Source organism: Acinetobacter sp. 24-47-66 (genome assembly GCF_056779755.1).
Genome location: NZ_JBWYIL010000009.1, coordinates 63407 through 79996, shown reverse-complemented (window position 1 = coordinate 79996; position 16590 = coordinate 63407). Strand labels below are relative to the sequence as shown.

The window sequence follows — 16590 nt, the reverse complement described above, 5'->3', positions numbered from 1 at the left end:
AATTTTAGAAACATTTTTTACCTAAAAGCGCCGATATTTGATAAAATGTCGGCGCTTTTATGCATTATTCTTTATCAGTATCTTCAAATTTGTAGTGGGTGTTCAATGGAACCTATGGTGGTGATGGCTGCGCGTGCGGCTCAAACAGTTGGTCAAGAGCTTTTAAAAGCGCATCAGAATCGTCATAAACTTGATCTGCAAGTTGAAGAAAAAGGTATCGAAGGTCCTGTGACTCGCGTTGATCGCTATGTTGAAGAATTGACGATCGATATCTTGCGCAAAAGCTATAAAAATCACAGCTTCCTTGGTGAAGAGTTTGGTATGCAAGAAGGTAAAGGTCACGATGCTGATTGGTGTTGGGTGATCGATCCTTTAGATGGTACTTTAAACTTCATTAATGGTGTCCCACACTTCTGTATTTCTATTGCAGTTCAACATAAAGGCGTGACTCAACACGGTGTTGTGTATGACCCTATCAAAGATGAATTGTTCTCTGCGAGTCGCGGTCGCGGTGCAATGATGAACCAACGTCGTATTCGTGTGAATGTAAAAGATAGTTTAGATCGTACGTTCTTGGCTGTTGGTCATGCATATCGTGCTAAACGCGATGGCGAAGTAGTTTCTTATGCAAAAAATCACTTCGATTCTTTGTTGGCAGTATCTGAACAAGGCGCTCAATTCCGCCGTTTAGGTTCAGCAGCACTCGACTTAGCTTATGTTGCTGCTGGTCGTTACGATGGTTATTTCGAACTTGGTTTGAAACCATGGGATATCGCAGCGGGTGAGCTAATTGTTAAAGAAGCTGGTGGTACAGTAGTTGATGCGCGCGGTGGTTCAAACTCAATGGAAAATGGTCAAGTCTTGGCTTGTTCTATGAAATTATTGAAACCATTGATGCAAGCAGTTGTCCCAGCTTGGGGTGCTGCTGCTAAATAAGCAGATCAAATTTATGAAAGCTCCCTAATAGGGAGCTTTTTTATCTCCAAAACATGATAAATTTGAATATTTGTACTTGAATGCACCAAAAAGCAATTAAACTTAATGACATTATAAAAAAATCTGTTATACTCCGCGCACGCACTAAATTTCGTTCATTACCTGAACATTTCTCTTCTATATTGTGTATGCGCGTCCGGTCCAAAGAGAGGACATTATTTCGCGCCCCACCCAATCGCTAAAAGCGATTCCTTCAGGTTCAGGCTGTAATCATGTGTGCGTTATACGCATCGTCGTTCTCGGATCGCCGCTGATTCTATATTTTCAGCGATTATTGCTGTACCGCTTTTTGCCGATGTCCATCAGACTTTATTTAATGGAGCACCCAATTTTCGGGTGAAAAACTCTATGAGCAAAACTTTTGCTGATTTTCCACTACACGAATCACTTCAACAAGCATTACAAGCATTAGGCTTTACATCGCCTACTCCTGTTCAGGAACAATCAATTCCTGCTGCTTTAGATGGTAAAGATCTTTTAGTATCAAGCCAAACAGGTTCTGGTAAAACTGCTGCATTCTTATTACCTACACTTCACGCTTTAGCGGGTAGTGAAGATACGTTGCTTTCTTTCAAAGAGCGTATGCGTGCTGTAACTGCACCTACAATTTTAGTACTTTGCCCAACACGTGAATTGGCTCAACAGGTGAGCCAAGATGCGATTGCATTTGTACGTCACATGAAAGGTGTTCGTATTGCTGCGATTATGGGTGGTATGCCTTTTGGTAAACAAATCCAACAATTAAAAGGTGCACAAGTTGTGGTAGCGACTCCAGGTCGTTTACTTGATCTTGTAAACCGTCGTCAAATCAAATTAGACAAAGTTAAATCATTAATCGTAGATGAAGCAGACCGTATGCTTGATCTTGGTTTCTCTGAAGATTTAGAGGCGATCAGTGATTTAGCGGGTAACCGTGATCAAACATTAATGTTCTCTGCGACTTTCGCACCACGTATTATTACGTTGGCAGAACGTATGATGAATGAGCCAGAACGTATTGCGATTGAAACTGGTCACACGACGAATACTGACATCACTCAGACTCTACATTGGACTGATGGTTTTGAGCACAAGAAAAAGCTTTTAACACATTGGTTAAATGAAGAAGATCTTGATCAAGCCGTTGTATTTGCTTCTACGCAAGAAGATACAGATATGCTTGCAGAAGAACTGTCTGAAGCTGGTCTTTCAGTTGTAGCACTTCATGGTGCAATGCCACAGACTGTACGTAACCGTCGTTTGCGCAGCATTCGTGAAGGTCGCGCAAAAATTTTAGTTGCAACTGACGTTGCAGCACGTGGTCTAGATGTACCAACAATTTCACACGTGATTAACTTTGGTCTTCCAATGAAGAACGAAGATTATGTACACCGTATTGGTCGTACAGGTCGTGCAGGTCGTACTGGTAAAGCAATCACATTAGCGACTTACCGTGAACGTGGTAAAATTCGTGCTTTAGAAGACTACTTAGATGCACGTCTAGAAGTTTCTGAAATTGAAGGTCTTGAGCCATCTCCACCTCCAGCACGCGGTAGTCGTGATGGCGCTGGTCGCGGTCGTGGCCGTGGTGGTGAAGGCCGTGGCCGTGGTGGTTTCGGTGGTGGTCGTCGTTTTGAAGGTGAATCAAACTTCAAACGTCGCGAAGGTAACCGTGATGGCGAACGCCGTTCGTTTGGTGAAGATCGTCCACGTCGTGAATTCAATGGTGAAGATCGTCCACGTCGCGAGTTCAACAACGACCGTCCACGTCGTGAGTTTAATGGCGAAGATCGTCCGCGTCGCGAGTTCAACAATGATCGTCCACGTCGTGAATTCAATGGTGAAGATCGTCCACGTCGCGAGTTTAACAATGACCGTCCACGTCGTGAGTTTAATGGCGAAGATCGTCCACGTCGCGATTTCGGTGACCGTCCGCAACGTTCATTTGATGATCGTCCAAAGCGTGATTTCGGTGATCGCCCTCGTTCTAACGATGACAATCGTGGTAACCGTGTAGATTATAAACCTCGTGAAAACAGTTTTGGTGACCGTCCAAAACGTGATTTCGGTGACCGTCCAGCACGTCGTGAAGGTGGTTTTGATCGTCCAAAACGTACATTTGGTGATGACCGTCCAAAGCGTGAATTCAATAGCGATCGCCCACGTCGTAAATTTAACGACTAATCGGTATAGCTAAATAAACCAGCCTTCGGGCTGGTTTTTTATTGCTCATATAAAAAAATCTGTTAGAATAAAAGTGAATAAGTTCACATTATTTATGGTAAATGTAAAATATGAATAATAAGATTATAATGCTTGAGACGAAGCAAATGAATGTGGGTGCAATCATGATGTACGTGTTCTTTTTATTGGTATTACTTAATCTTGCCTATTATTTTTTTAGTATCACATTATAAATTTTTAAAAAAGAATAATTTCAAATCATTGTTTCATAAATAAAACACATCTTTCTATAAGCAAAATTAATAAAAATGATCAATAATGCTACAATGTCCGCTTAACCTTGTATTTTATAAATAACATTTAAATTCAGTTATTTCAGAGTATAGTATGCAAGCTGAAAAATTGTAGGAACACGCTCAGCTATGAATAATCAAATACAAATCGATGAGCAAGCGTTGATCGAAGTAAAAAATTTAAGCTTTAATCGTGGTGATCGTGTTATTTACGACCAAGTCAATTTAAAGATTCGTAAGGGTCAAATTACTGCCATTATGGGTCCTTCAGGGACGGGGAAAACCACGCTTCTTAGACTCATTGGGGGGCAACTTGTACCTGATGCAGGCGAGGTCTTGTTGGATGGCAAAAATATTAGCCAAATGAGTCGTCAGGAATTGTTTAAAGCACGTGCTCGTATGGGGATGCTCTTTCAGAGTGGTGCCCTTTTCACTGATATGACTGTCTATGAAAATGTAGCTTTCCCTATCCGCGCCCATACTCAATTGCCTGAACATCTGATTGCAGAACTGGTCGCTTTAAAACTCGAATCTGTGGGATTACGTGGCGCTGAGCAAATGATGCCTTCTGAGCTTTCTGGGGGGATGAATCGCCGTGTGGCGTTAGCTCGTGCAATTGCACTAGATCCAGATTTGATTATGTACGATGAACCATTTGCTGGTCAGGATCCCATCGTAATGGGGGTTTTAACCCGATTGATTCGTTCTTTACGAGAAGCGTTAGACCTAACGACCATTATCGTGTCTCACGATGTTGCTGAAACATTATCTATTGCAGATTACATTTATGTGGTTGCGGAAGGTAAAGTACAAGGCGAGGGCACACCTGATCAGTTAAAGAATCATAGTTCGCCTTTCGTCCGTCAATTCTTAACAGGTTCGGTCGAAGGTCCTGTGGATTATCAATTTAGTCATCAAGCGTATTTAAGTGATGAGGTGCGTACATGAATGCGATAGCCTCACTAGGTAGACGCGTTATAGAGCGTGTTCAAGGTATTGGCGTTGCAGCCATTATGCTAGTTCAAATTTTATTTTCGATGCCGACTTGGATTGGAGTCAAACTCTTTATCTATCAAATGTACCGTGTTGGCGTATTATCATTGCTTATCATTGTGGTGTCAGGACTGTTTATAGGTGCAGTCTTGGGTTTGCAGATGTATAGCATTTTGGTCACTTTCGGCAGTGAAGCGATGCTTGGTGCAGCAGTTTCGTTGACCTTGTTGCGTGAACTTGCGCCAGTGGTTGCTGCACTTCTTTTTGCGGGGCGTGCAGGATCTGCTTTAACCGCCGAAATTGGTTTGATGAAAGCGACTGAACAATTGTCTAGTATGGAAATGATCGGTGTTGATCCACTTAAACGCATTATTTCACCACGTTTATGGGCAGGTATATTTAGTTTGCCTATGCTTGCCGTAATTTTTGCTGCTGTGGGGATTATGGGCGGAAAAATGGTCGGTGTGGATTTTTTAGGTGCTGATGAAGGTTCGTATTGGAGTGGTATGGAAAGTGCCGTTCAATTTTATAAAGATGTCTTTAATGGCACGATCATCAAAAGCTTTGTATTTGCTTTAATCTGTACGTGGATTGCCGTATATCAGGGATATTCATGCGAGCCTACATCAGAAGGCATTGCGACAGCAACAACAAGAACGGTAGTGTATTCATCACTATGTGTTTTAGGATTTGATTTTGTTTTGACTGCGGTCATGTTTGGAGGTGTGTAATGAAATCACGTACGAGTGAGCTCGCAGTTGGAATATTCGTGATTCTATTTGGTTGTGCATTATTTTTCTTGGCAATGAAAGTAAGTGGCTTAGCTGGGACAAATTTAAAAGACAGTTATAGCATGACCGCAACTTTTGATAATGTGAATGGTATTAAACCACGTGCTAAAGTTGCACTGAGCGGTGTAAAAGTTGGTGAAGTTGAGTCGATCAGATTAGATCCGTTAACACGTCTTGCAACAGTGAAAATTAATTTAGATGGTGAGCTGACATCTTTCAATGATGAACAACTTAAAACTGTGCAAGAAGGTGCTTTAGAAGAGTTGCGTTATAGCAGTGACTATGAAGCTGCTACGCCATCGCAACAAAAAGAAATGGAAAAGCAACTGATCGCTAACATGAACTCCATCACCAATATTGATGAAGATGCTTACATTATGGTAGCGACAAATGGCTTACTGGGCGAGAAGTATCTCAAAATTGTTCCAGGTGGTGGTTTAAATTATTTAAAACGTGGTGATCAAATTGGCAACACACAAAGCACAATGGAAATTGAAGACTTAGTGTCTAAATTTGTGACAGGTGGTGCTGGTGATTCAGCTGCGAAAAAAGATTCAAATGGTTCATCAGATGCAGAAACTGTGGAATTCACAGATGAAACTGCTTCTTTTGTTGAATGATTAAATAGAGGAAAAATAAATGAATACGTTCGTAAAGCAAACACTGACTGTTAGCGTTTTATCGACGATGATTGCGAGTACAGCATTTGCTGCACCTACGGAGACTCCTCCTGCATTTATCAAAAAAGTAGCTGATGGCTTAATTTCACGTTTAAAAGCAGACCAAGCTAAGTTGCAAAATAACCCTGCTGCGGTACGCGCAATTGTTCGTCAAAATTTAGATCCATATATTGATTCGCAATCATTTACTCGTATCGTGATGGGAACTTATGCGACGAATCAATATAGTAATGCTGCTCAACGCGCACAGTTTGAGAAGAACTTCCGTGAAACATTGATTGAAAACTATGGTAGTGCTTTCTCTAAGTTTTCTAATCAGACATATACAATTCGTCCGTATAAAGCATCTAACACTAAAAACCCTGTTGTAACGATTGATTTTATTAACAAGGGTGAGAAGATCCCTGTATCGTTCCAATTGGCTGATAAAGGTGATCAGTGGAAGATTCGCAATATCAACGTTTCTGGAATTGACTTAGGTTTGCAATTCCGTAATCAGTTTGCTGCTACGGTGAAGCGTAATGGCGGCGATATCAATAAAGCAATTGCAAACTTCAAGCCTGATGCTGAAGCTGCAGTTGAGAAAAAATAACAGAGAACAATTGTGATTTCACTCAAAGATCAAGAAATTATGGTTTCTGGAAAAATTAGCTTCGACAATGCTGAACAGTATTATCAACAAGGTTTAATGTTGATTCAGCAGGCAAAGCAGTTTCCACTTACTGTAAATTTATCAGGTCTTGAACATGGTAGTACTCTGGCGCTAGCTGTTTTAGTGCGTTTATTGCGTCAAGCACCTGGAACATCGAGTTTACAGTTTAAATCTGTGCCAGAAAAAATGATGAAAATCATTCAATCTTGCCATTTAGAAAATGATTTAAAATTGATTTGATTGAAAAATAAAAAAGCACCTTAGGGTGCTTTTTTATCGCTTTAAAATAGTAATTTAATCAACAGAAGGTACTTCATACGTTGTTTAAAAAACGCGACATCAAAGCGTACTCAAATCCATTTTTTCCATCTAAAATAAATCAGTGGTCCAAATAAGAATACTAGGATAATCAGACTGACAACAACAAAGCTCGTCGTTCCTTGAGCAAAGGGCAGTACATCAGTGTTCATACCATAAATACTGGCCACCAACATCGGGGGAGCAAGCATGCTAGGTAAAATCGAGAATCGACGAATCGTATCATTCTGTTCAGTATTAATGAAACCCGAAGTGGTATCCAATAGGAATCGAACCTTCTGGAACAAGAATGCATCATGTTCTACTAATGAGCGAACATCCTCACTGAGTTCTCGAATATCAGCATCATAAATATGACTGCCTAAGGCACGGGGTCTTGCTAAGAAGGTCAGAACGCGGCGTAAGTCAATTAAACAGAGTTGCGCTTTACCCAACATATCTTCTTTTTGAGCAAGACGGGTAATCATATCATCGAGATCAAGAATTTGTTCACGGTGGCGAACATTCAATACTTCTGTAGAGTAGAGTTCTAGATCCTTGTGGATATCTTCTAAGATATCCGCAAGCTCATCGAGTTTAGCTTCGAGTAAACCCAAAAGTATCCAAGTCGGATCTTTATAGTCAATGTCGTAATCATTACGGCGAGCACGTGCTCGAAAGGCACGGAAAGCAACGAGCTTTTCACCACGTAAAGTAAATAGTCGATCTTTATGTAAAATAAATGCAACGGTTTGAACCGTTCCTAGCATATTGGATGACTCTTCAGGGTCACCATCGACTTGGTAGTTTTTATTTTTCGTTAAAAAATACGTACTGATATGTAAAATGCCATCATCATCACGGTAGAATCGTGCAGATGAAGAAATATCTTCTAATGATTTTAGTGTTGGAAGATTTTGTTTATAGGCATCTAAAACCCATTCTTGCTCATCTTGAGAGGGTGCAATTAAATCGATCCAAACCAATTCAGGGTGTAAATCAAACCCACCATTGATCGTTGCATCTTCTAGACTACCGCGCTCTGTGGCATAAAAGGCTTCAAGCATTTTATCTTTTCTCCCTTGCGCAGTTTGTGTGTGAACGATGGGTGTATTTTAGACAAGGATGCCATGAAAAAAAACCAATTCCATCATTAATTGGGTTAAAAAACACAGAACATATCATTTTAATTGTTGTTATAAAAACTTAAGGCTAATTTTAAATGAATTCTATTGCAATATTTTGTGGTTCAACATTAGGTTCCGATCCTGTTTATGCTGATGCAGCAAAGAAAACAGGGAAATATTTAGCGCAACAAGGCAAGACCTTGGTGTATGGTGGCGGTCGTTCAGGATTAATGGGTATTGTTGCGGATAGTGCATTAGAGGCTGGTGGAAAGGTCATTGGCGTGATTCCACAAGGATTGGTGGATCGTGAATTAGCACATCCAAATTTGACTGAACTTCACGTTGTTACCAGTATGCATGAGCGTAAAACGCTGATGGCAGATTTGTCGGATGGTTTTATTGCCTTACCGGGTGGTGCAGGAACAATTGAAGAAATTTTTGAACAATGGACATGGGCGCAACTCGGTATTCATCTTAAACCCTGCGCATTTTTAAACATCAACGGGTTTTATGATGGTTTATTACAATTCATTCAACATACGACAGATCAAGAGTTTACTCGAGCTCGCTTTACCAATGCATTAATCAATTCAACTTCAATCGAGGATATTGTGTCAAAATTCGAGTCTTATCAGGCACCACAACCGAAATGGGGTGTCCAAGATCGAGAAGATTTGGTGAAACTAGATACATGAGCAAAATCATTACTGTCGCAGCAGCGATTATTTCCAATGAGGATCAGCAGTTGTTGTTGGTTCGAAAAAAGAATACCCAGTTTTTCATGCAGGTTGGTGGGAAGTTAGAGGAGAATGAGCCTTCTGGAGACACGATTCTGCGAGAAATTAAAGAAGAAATTGGCGCTGAGGCAGTAATAGATCAATATATAGGTCGTTTTGAAACCAAAGCTGCAAATGAAGCGGATCATCAGTTGATTAGTTATCTCTATCGAGTTCAGCTTAAACAAGAGCCTCACATTCATGCAGAAATTGCTGAAATGAAATGGATCGATTTAGATGATGATGCTACGCCTTTAGCACCGTTAACTCGAGAAATCGTGATTCCTTGGTGTAGGCAGCATTTTAATGCCGATTAAAACTTAAAGTGACTGTGTCAATATTCTGCGGCTGCAATGCATGCGATCTGAATGTTCTGACAGCCGAGCTTTTCTAGTGCATTGGCCAACGCATTGACTGAACTCCCTGTGGTCACGACATCGTCAATAATCAGGATATTTCTAAACTTTCCTTTTTCTGAACGTATTGGTTTGAATTGAGATTGAATATCCTCGATTCTTTCTACACGTGTTAAGCCTTTCTGTGAGTGTTGTGCTGAACGTTCAATTGGCTGCCAAATGGGTATTTGCAGTTTTTTGGAAAGAATTTTTCCGATGACCATCATTTGATTATAACCACGCTCCTTCAAGCGCTCGTTTGAAATAGGCATAGGTACAATCGCTTGAAAACGTTTCAGTTTAAGTTCTAGCAATGTGTGTGCTAGAAAAGTTTGATAATGAAGTTGTTGTTCATATTTGAATAAGTGAATAATGCGATCTATAGGAAAGCTATAGTCGAAACAAGCATAAATATTTCTTTCATGTCGATGAATGAGTGAAGGGCTTTTCCATGGGAGCATTGTCCAACAGTCATCACATAATCTGTGGGTTTGAGTTGGAGAGAATCCGCATAATTGGCAAGCGCGTCGTGATAATAATGTGTGATAGAGGTTATGAATAGGGCTCAGCATCATGGCTCAAGTTATTTTTATTGTGAGTACCTATGATTATAACTGAGTTCGTTGATTAAGGAACATATTAAACATACGCATATCTAGGTGCTTCTGGTAACCATCGTTTAAGAAGAGCATCCGCTTGATGTGGGTAATCTTTTAAAATTTGAGTCGCGACATAGTGTGCTTGAGTTAACAGATGGTCATCACGTTCCAATTTAGCCACGCGAAAGCCCATGTCTCCAGTTTGTTTCGTTCCTAACAGTTCGCCTGGGCCACGGATTTCCAAATCTTTTTCTGCTATTAAAAAGCCATCATTGGTTTCACGCATAATGCGTAAACGCTCTTGTCCATTCTGCGATAAAGGACTTTTATACAATAATGCGCAAAAACTTGCTTTAGCACCTCGACCCACACGCCCCCTTAATTGATGTAGTTGAGATAGACCCAGTCGCTCCGCATTTTCAATGACCATGATGGATGCATTTGGTACATCCACTCCAACTTCGATCACAGTTGTTGCGATCAGCAGTTGTAATTGATTGTCTTTGAACTGTTGCATGACAGCTTGTTTTTCATCAGCTTTCATTTTGCCATGAACCAAACCAATATTGAGGTGCGGAAAGCGTTCTTTAATCTCCTGATAAGTCGCTTCAGCGGCTTGGGCATCTAACGTCTCTGATTGTTCCACTAATGTACAGACCCAATAAGCCTGCTTACCTTCAGCGCAGTTTGTCGCAATACGCTGCAGGACCTCTTCACGACGATCGAGTGGAATAGTGACTGTTTGGATTGGAGTACGCCCTGGGGGTAACTCATCAATCACAGAAGTATCTAAATCGCCGTACGCTGACATTGCTAACGTACGTGGGATAGGCGTGGCGGTCATTACTAACTGATGTGGTGTCGTATCCTGTGCCCCTTTATTTCGTAATGCTAGACGCTGGTCAACTCCAAACCGATGCTGTTCATCAATGATGACAAGACCCAATTTATGAAACTGGACGTTATCCTGAAATAGTGCATGAGTGCCGACGACCAATTGGGCAGAGCCTTCTCTAATCTGCTGTTCTGCAGCAGCGCGTGCTTTCCCTTTTTGTTTGCCTGATAACCAAGAAACTTGGATGCCGAGTGGTTCGAACCATTTTTTAAAATTTAAATAATGTTGTTCTGCGAGGATTTCAGTCGGTGCCATAAGAGCAACTTGCCATCCCTCTTCGAGTGGATGACATGCCGCAATGCCTGCTACTAAGGTTTTGCCTGCACCTACATCACCTTGTACCAGTCTGAGCATCGGTTTGTTTTGTTTAAGATCTTTCAAAATTTCATTTGAAACACGTTTTTGAGCATTCGTCATTTCAAAGGGAAGTATGGAGAGAAGTTGTTTGGCAAATGTTCGACTGGCTGAAAATGCAGGTGCGGAGATCTGCTGAATGTATGCACGACGAGTCAATAAACTAATTTGATGACTGACTAATTCTTCAAAGATGAGACGTTGCTGCGCAGGATGCTGTCCTTCAGCCAGTTGCAACATATTGGCATCGGTGGGAGGGTGATGAATATATTCTAGTGCTTCTTTTAAAGCATACCCATTGGTAAATTTTGCAGGAATCAGTTCTGGTAAATCATGGGCATGTTGTGCTAAAGCTTGTTTAATATATTCGCGCAGTTTAGGTTGAGTGAGTCCTTCCGTTGATGGGTAAATTGCGGTTAGCTGCGTTTTTGGAAGTGGTGTATGCTCCGTAATCAATTGAATTTCTGGGTGATACATTTCTAGGCCACGAGCGCCTACTCGGACTTCACCAAACACTCTTAAACGATTTCCAGGCTTTGCGCGATCCATCAATGCTTTATAAATATGATAAAAACGTAAGGTGACTTTTCCAAAATCATCTTGTAATAATATTGCCATGGATTTGCGTTTACCGGGCGGCATATCCATTGATGCGACAGTGCCTTCAAGTAAATAGCTTCGACCTACTTGAAGGTGATTCATGGGCACAATAGTACTGCGATCTTCATAATCTCGAGGCAGATGAAACAAAAGATCATCCGTATTCCAGATATTTAATTTTTCGAGTAAAGCGGCAGCGGCGTTTCCTACACCTTGCAACTGATGGACTGCAGTCATGTCCCCTCAACTTTGCTTAAATTGAATTTATAACACTAGAGAATAGGTCTTACATGCATATTCTATTTATCGGTTATGGTAAAACATCGCAACATGTTGCTAAACAATTATTTCAACAAGGACATCAAATTACCACAGTCAGTTTAAGCAGGAAAGATCAAGCAGGTGCTATGCATCTTCAACAAGATATACACCAACTTGATTTATCGAAATTGTCGCCTATTGATGCAGTATACGTGTTGATTGCACCCAAAGACCCATCACTAAACGGGTATAAAGCAGCTTTCATAGATGCGATTCCACATATGAGAAATCAGCTGGCACTGCATCCTATCAAAAAGATTATTGTTGTCTCATCGACACGCGTTTACGGACAAGATCAAGGGGAGGAGATTGATGACCAAACAGAGATCAATCCGCAAGATGAGAAAGCATTAGTGTTAGCCACAATGGAGAAGCTTTGGCAAGAAGCCTTTCCACAGCAATGTATCATTGTGAGACCCACTGGTATTTATGGCGTATCCGTGAAGAGAATGATGCAGCTTGCTCAAAATACAATGGACTATCCCAATGTGCATTGGTCGAATCGAATTCATATCGAAGATTTAGCGGGTTTTCTTGTCCATTTACTTCACGTGGAACATCCAGAAAAAACTTATATTTGTAGTAATAATCAACCCATTCCATTACATGAAATTATTCTGTGGTTCCAAAAGCAGTTAAACATCCCTTCATTAAAATTATTGAGTGAGGCACAGCGTGGAAAGAAAATTTATGCCTCTCGAATGTTAAGCACTGGTTTTAAATTGAAACATGCTCAATTTTTTAAGGATTATCGAGAACTCATTTAGGCATAAAAAAACCCTCACTGGGGAGGGTTTTAGATACTATTTTTTCTTGCGTTTTAAGCGTTTTTTGGCTTGTTGATCAGCAACTGCATCCAAAGCTTCTTTGAGCTCTTCATCGTTAAATGAAGTGATATGTTGCAACATTTGTAAGGTTACATCATCTAGTACCAAGTTGGCATATTGAGCAACCTCTTTGAATTGTGCATCAAAGACTATTGCGCCTTCTTCGTTATTACTGATATAGCCTTGTTGAGTCAGAACTTTGATAAAACTTTGGAAGAGCGCTTTATCAAAGAATTCAGGTGAGTTGAACTCATAAAGTACAGATAAACGCTGACCTAATAGATGGCTTAAATCTTCGACCTGCTTGGTCGTAATATTTCCAGAGCCACGTTGAGTAATTAGGGCAAGTGTCATGTAGTAGCGTTCAATACTTTGCTTCACTGGAGCAGCAAGCACGACTAACTGATTGTGTTGTTCAGAGTTAGGTGCAGGGCTACATAAATTTCCATGTTCATCAATCGTAATCAACTGTGCTTCTACCAGACCTTGAACATAGTTACAGATCTGTTCTTTAAGCTCATCCGTATTCCACTTAAGGAAAAGTTCAGCTTTCAAGAATGGATAAAGTGTACGAATGACATTAATCAAATCGCCCTGTGAAATTTTACCATTGTGCTCGACCATCGCAGCAATCAGTGATGGCAAGACATAAGCATGCAAAATATTATTGCGGAAATATGTCAGTAATACTGCTTGACCATCTTCAATCGCAATAATATCGCCAAGGACATGTTTTACACGCTTAATCAACTTGAGTTTTAAACCATAAGCAATGATTTCTTTACCAGACAGTGGTGTGATTTGAACTCGATGATCATAAGGTAAAGCTGTTAGAAGATTTCGATAGGTATCTAACTGTTTAATACAAATCTCTTCATCAAGCGTGTGCTTGGAAGTCGATAAAAGAATAAGTGACAATAACGAAACTGGGTTGATAACAGCAGCACGGTTAATATTTTCAAGAATTGCATTTGCTGAGGTGTTGACTGCATCAGAAACTTCTTGAGGAATCGGGTCATCATTCTTCTCAATTTTGATATGTTCAGCACCATGCTGTTTCAAAATCTCATCAAGGAAGACGGGTTCACCAAAGTTTACGTGTACTTTACCGAAGATGCGTTCAATCTTTCTTAAGGTTTGTAAAATACCAAAGATAGATTCGGCCTCTTTAGGCTTACCATTCATTTCACCGACGTAAGTTGCACCTTCCATCAGGCGTTCATAACCAAAATAGGTCGGGACAAATACAATAGGTTTAGCACGACCACGCAAATGACTATGCACAGTCATTGCCAACATACCTGTTTTCGGCGGTAATAAACGTCCAGTACGTGAACGTCCACCTTCAATAAAGTATTCTAATGGCGTGTTTCGCGATAGGATACTGTATAGATATTCTTTGAATACAGTGGTGTATAACGCATTTCCACGGAAGGTTCGACGTATAAAAAATGCACCGCCACCACGTAAAAGCTGACCAACGAATGGCATATTCAGGTTATCACCTGCAGCAATGTACGGTACCATCATCCCACGCTTATAAATCACATAAGAGAGTAATAGGTAGTCAATATGGCTACGATGACAAGGTGTATAAATAATTTCGTAGTCTTTCGCTAATTCACGAACTGTATTGAAATTATGTACTTCTACGCCGTCATAGAGTTGAGTCCAAAGACGCGTCAGGGCTTGTTCTGCAAAACGTACTGTTGCATGAGAATAGTCTGATGCAATTTCATTCACGTAGCCGATCGCACGGCGCTCAGCTTCAATCAAACTGATTTTAGAGCGAATACTTTCTTTGCGAATTCCGTCCTGAACATCTTGAGATTTAATCAATGATTGCATCACGTTTCGACGATCTGACAAATCTGGACCTAATACAACTTCACGCTGACGATCTAGATAATCATTGAGTTGATTGACGATATATGTTGCAGGAGACAAGTTTGGATGTGTTACACGTGCGTAATCTACCAATTCGCGCAGTGATTTTGGTTCATGAAATTCAAGAAAAGATTGGCGACCATGTAAACCAATATTCATCAGTTGTTTAACAGTACTTGGCGTTGCCCAAGTGTCCGTAAATAGCAATTTAAATAATGAATCTTCTTTGTCCGGTGAGCGGCCCCACAATACAGTCACAGGTATAAGTTCAATGTCAGTATCTGGATGCTTATCCAATATCTCGATCAATCTGAGGAGACGAGGTGGAAATGCATGGGGTGGCGGATTAAGTAAGTTTGTTTCATCTTGGTGTTGTAAAAATAATACAGCAGCTTTCTCTTTATGGTCCCCGATCATGAGTGGGTCAAGTGCTGGCGCGAGATTTAATCGACGAGTTTCGCCGTCAACCACTAACGCATTACTACGCGAGTAATTTTGTAATACATAGCACACCACTTTTTTGTGAGTCGTATTATTTTCAGTGGGTGGTGTTGAAGGTTGGGTTTCAGTAGGAACCTCTCCAAGAACATGCGGTGTTACTACGAGGTCAAGCAACTTACTGGAAAGTCGACGATACATTTGACCAAAGCCATTCTTGGACATACATACTCCTAGCCAAAGACGAATTTCGCATGACGCGAATGAAGGCAATTATTTTCTTAAATCTGTGATCAAAACAATATGTCATTTTCTAACAAAATGCACAGAATTTGGATGAATTTTCGTTAATAATCGTATTTTTAGCCAAAATATCAAATTTGTTTTATGACAATATAGTCAAGCAAAGTTTAGTTGTTTACTCGGAAATTATGGCAATATAAAGATTGAGTCATTAAATTGGAAAATCTGTTTAAGTTCAACAGGCCCAATTTAATGTCGTAGCAATGAAATATATAGGTCCGATATGAATCAGCTCACGCAAGAACTCGTAGATTTACTCACGCTAGAAAGACTTGAAGAAAACATTTTTAGAGGCAAAAGCCAAAATTTGGTTGGCAAACGTGTCTTTGGTGGGCAAGTTCTAGGTCAAGCGTTACGTGCTGCTTCATATACAACTGATCGCCCTGCACACTCATTGCATGCATATTTCTTATTTGGTGGGGATGTTAATGCACCCATTATTTATGAAGTAGATCGAATCCGTGATGGACGTAGTTTCGTGAGTCGCCAAGTTCGTGCGATTCAACATGGCAAGACGATATTCATGTGTATGGTATCTTTTGCAGACCAAGAAGAGGGTCTCAATTATCAAGTTGCTGAACCAGAATACCCGCCAGTAGATGGGCTAAAATCTGAAGCTGAACTCAAGAAAATGATTGTCGATTTCGTACCAGAGAATGTGCGTGCCAGCTTTATGCGTGATCGTCATGTTGAAATTAAGCCTGTAATGCCAGTCAATCCATTCCAACCACAACCTGAAGCGCCGTCTTACGCGCACTATATTCGTACACACGATCGTTTGGCTGATGATGTAGATGAAAATGCATTACATCAGGCGATCGCTGCTTTTTATTCAGACTTTACTTTGATGACAACTGCACTACGACCACACGGACTCAGTTATATTTCACCGAGTTTACAATGTGCCAGCATTGACCATACCATGTACTTTCATAAACCATTTCGTGTAGATGATTGGATGCTCTATGACATGGAAGCAACGATTAGTGCAAGTTCTAGAGGATTGAACTTTGGACGAATGTGGCAAAATGGACAATTGGTCTGTAGTACAGTGCAAGAAGGTCTAATTCGAATTCGTGAAATCGAAACGCAATAAGATAATTGATCCATGCTTCAAGCCAAATCTTCAGATTTGGCTTTTTAGTTCATATTTGTATTTATAAGTTATTCGTTTCGGTTGCAAAGCTAACAAGAAAAAATGAT

General features: G+C 40.5%; 15 protein-coding genes. 11 read left to right on the top strand and 4 right to left on the bottom strand.

Annotation, left to right across the window (positions count from 1 at the left end):
- Positions 1 to 105 precede the first annotated feature (105 nt).
- The 7 genes from AC1M84_RS09855 (at position 106) to AC1M84_RS09825 (ending at position 6808) form a co-directional block, all read left to right on the top strand.
- Positions 106 to 936, top strand: a complete 831-nt coding sequence (locus AC1M84_RS09855; protein ID WP_035265030.1) for an inositol monophosphatase family protein — start codon at positions 106 to 108, stop codon at positions 934 to 936.
- 408 nt (positions 937 to 1344) lie between these two features.
- Positions 1345 to 3159, top strand: a complete 1815-nt coding sequence (locus AC1M84_RS09850; RefSeq protein ID WP_180028266.1) for a DEAD/DEAH box helicase — start codon at positions 1345 to 1347, stop codon at positions 3157 to 3159.
- A 422-nt stretch (positions 3160 to 3581) separates the two neighbouring features.
- Positions 3582 to 4400, top strand: a complete 819-nt coding sequence (locus AC1M84_RS09845; protein WP_035265033.1) for an ABC transporter ATP-binding protein — start codon at positions 3582 to 3584, stop codon at positions 4398 to 4400.
- Entirely contained in the window at positions 4397 to 5176 is a 780-nt protein-coding gene (gene mlaE / locus AC1M84_RS09840; protein ID WP_035265034.1) for a lipid asymmetry maintenance ABC transporter permease subunit MlaE, read from the top strand. The genes AC1M84_RS09845 and mlaE overlap by 4 nt, the downstream gene beginning before the upstream one ends.
- Entirely contained in the window at positions 5176 to 5856 is a 681-nt protein-coding gene (gene mlaD / locus AC1M84_RS09835; RefSeq protein WP_035265035.1) for an outer membrane lipid asymmetry maintenance protein MlaD, read from the top strand. Before mlaE ends, mlaD begins: the two co-directional genes overlap by 1 nt.
- A gap of 19 nt (positions 5857 to 5875) precedes the next feature.
- Positions 5876 to 6508 carry an MlaC/ttg2D family ABC transporter substrate-binding protein gene (locus AC1M84_RS09830; protein WP_035265038.1) on the top strand — a complete coding sequence of 211 codons (633 nt, stop codon included), beginning with the start codon at positions 5876 to 5878 and terminating at the stop codon, positions 6506 to 6508.
- Between the two features lie 39 nt (positions 6509 to 6547).
- Positions 6548 to 6808 (top strand): STAS domain-containing protein, encoded by a 261-nt coding sequence (locus tag AC1M84_RS09825; RefSeq protein ID WP_218945337.1) that lies wholly within the window; start codon positions 6548 to 6550, stop codon positions 6806 to 6808.
- Between the two features lie 110 nt (positions 6809 to 6918).
- Here AC1M84_RS09825 and AC1M84_RS09820 read toward each other — a convergent pair whose 3' ends face one another.
- The gene (locus tag AC1M84_RS09820; RefSeq protein ID WP_035265042.1) at positions 6919 to 7932 is read right to left on the bottom strand and encodes a CorA family divalent cation transporter; all 1014 of its coding nucleotides are present in this window, start codon (positions 7930 to 7932) and stop codon (positions 6919 to 6921) included.
- 155 nt (positions 7933 to 8087) lie between these two features.
- Between AC1M84_RS09820 and AC1M84_RS09815 the strand changes: the two genes are divergently transcribed.
- Both AC1M84_RS09815 and AC1M84_RS09810 read left to right on the top strand, forming a co-directional pair.
- Entirely contained in the window at positions 8088 to 8687 is a 600-nt protein-coding gene (locus AC1M84_RS09815; RefSeq protein WP_092768108.1) for an LOG family protein, read from the top strand.
- Positions 8684 to 9085 carry an NUDIX hydrolase gene (locus tag AC1M84_RS09810; protein ID WP_481594896.1) on the top strand — a complete coding sequence of 134 codons (402 nt, stop codon included), beginning with the start codon at positions 8684 to 8686 and terminating at the stop codon, positions 9083 to 9085. Before AC1M84_RS09815 ends, AC1M84_RS09810 begins: the two co-directional genes overlap by 4 nt.
- Positions 9086 to 9102: 17 nt before the next feature.
- Here AC1M84_RS09810 and AC1M84_RS09805 read toward each other — a convergent pair whose 3' ends face one another.
- Entirely contained in the window at positions 9103 to 9735 is a 633-nt protein-coding gene (locus AC1M84_RS09805; protein WP_092768104.1) for a ComF family protein, read from the bottom strand.
- Between the two features lie 67 nt (positions 9736 to 9802).
- Entirely contained in the window at positions 9803 to 11848 is a 2046-nt protein-coding gene (recG, locus tag AC1M84_RS09800) for an ATP-dependent DNA helicase RecG (protein WP_481594895.1), read from the bottom strand.
- Between the two features lie 53 nt (positions 11849 to 11901).
- On the opposite strand from recG, the gene AC1M84_RS09795 reads away from it, so the two are divergent.
- Positions 11902 to 12699, top strand: coding sequence for an NAD-dependent epimerase/dehydratase family protein (locus tag AC1M84_RS09795; RefSeq protein ID WP_481594894.1), 798 nt, complete (start codon positions 11902 to 11904; stop codon positions 12697 to 12699).
- A 36-nt stretch (positions 12700 to 12735) separates the two neighbouring features.
- On the opposite strand, the gene plsB is transcribed toward AC1M84_RS09795, so the two are convergent.
- Positions 12736 to 15309, bottom strand: coding sequence for a glycerol-3-phosphate 1-O-acyltransferase PlsB (gene plsB, locus AC1M84_RS09790; protein ID WP_035265057.1), 2574 nt, complete (start codon positions 15307 to 15309; stop codon positions 12736 to 12738).
- 301 nt (positions 15310 to 15610) lie between these two features.
- Between plsB and AC1M84_RS09785 the strand changes: the two genes are divergently transcribed.
- On the top strand, positions 15611 to 16483 hold the full coding sequence (locus tag AC1M84_RS09785) for an acyl-CoA thioesterase (protein WP_035265059.1): 873 nt from the start codon (positions 15611 to 15613) through the stop codon (positions 16481 to 16483).
- Positions 16484 to 16590 lie beyond the last annotated feature (107 nt).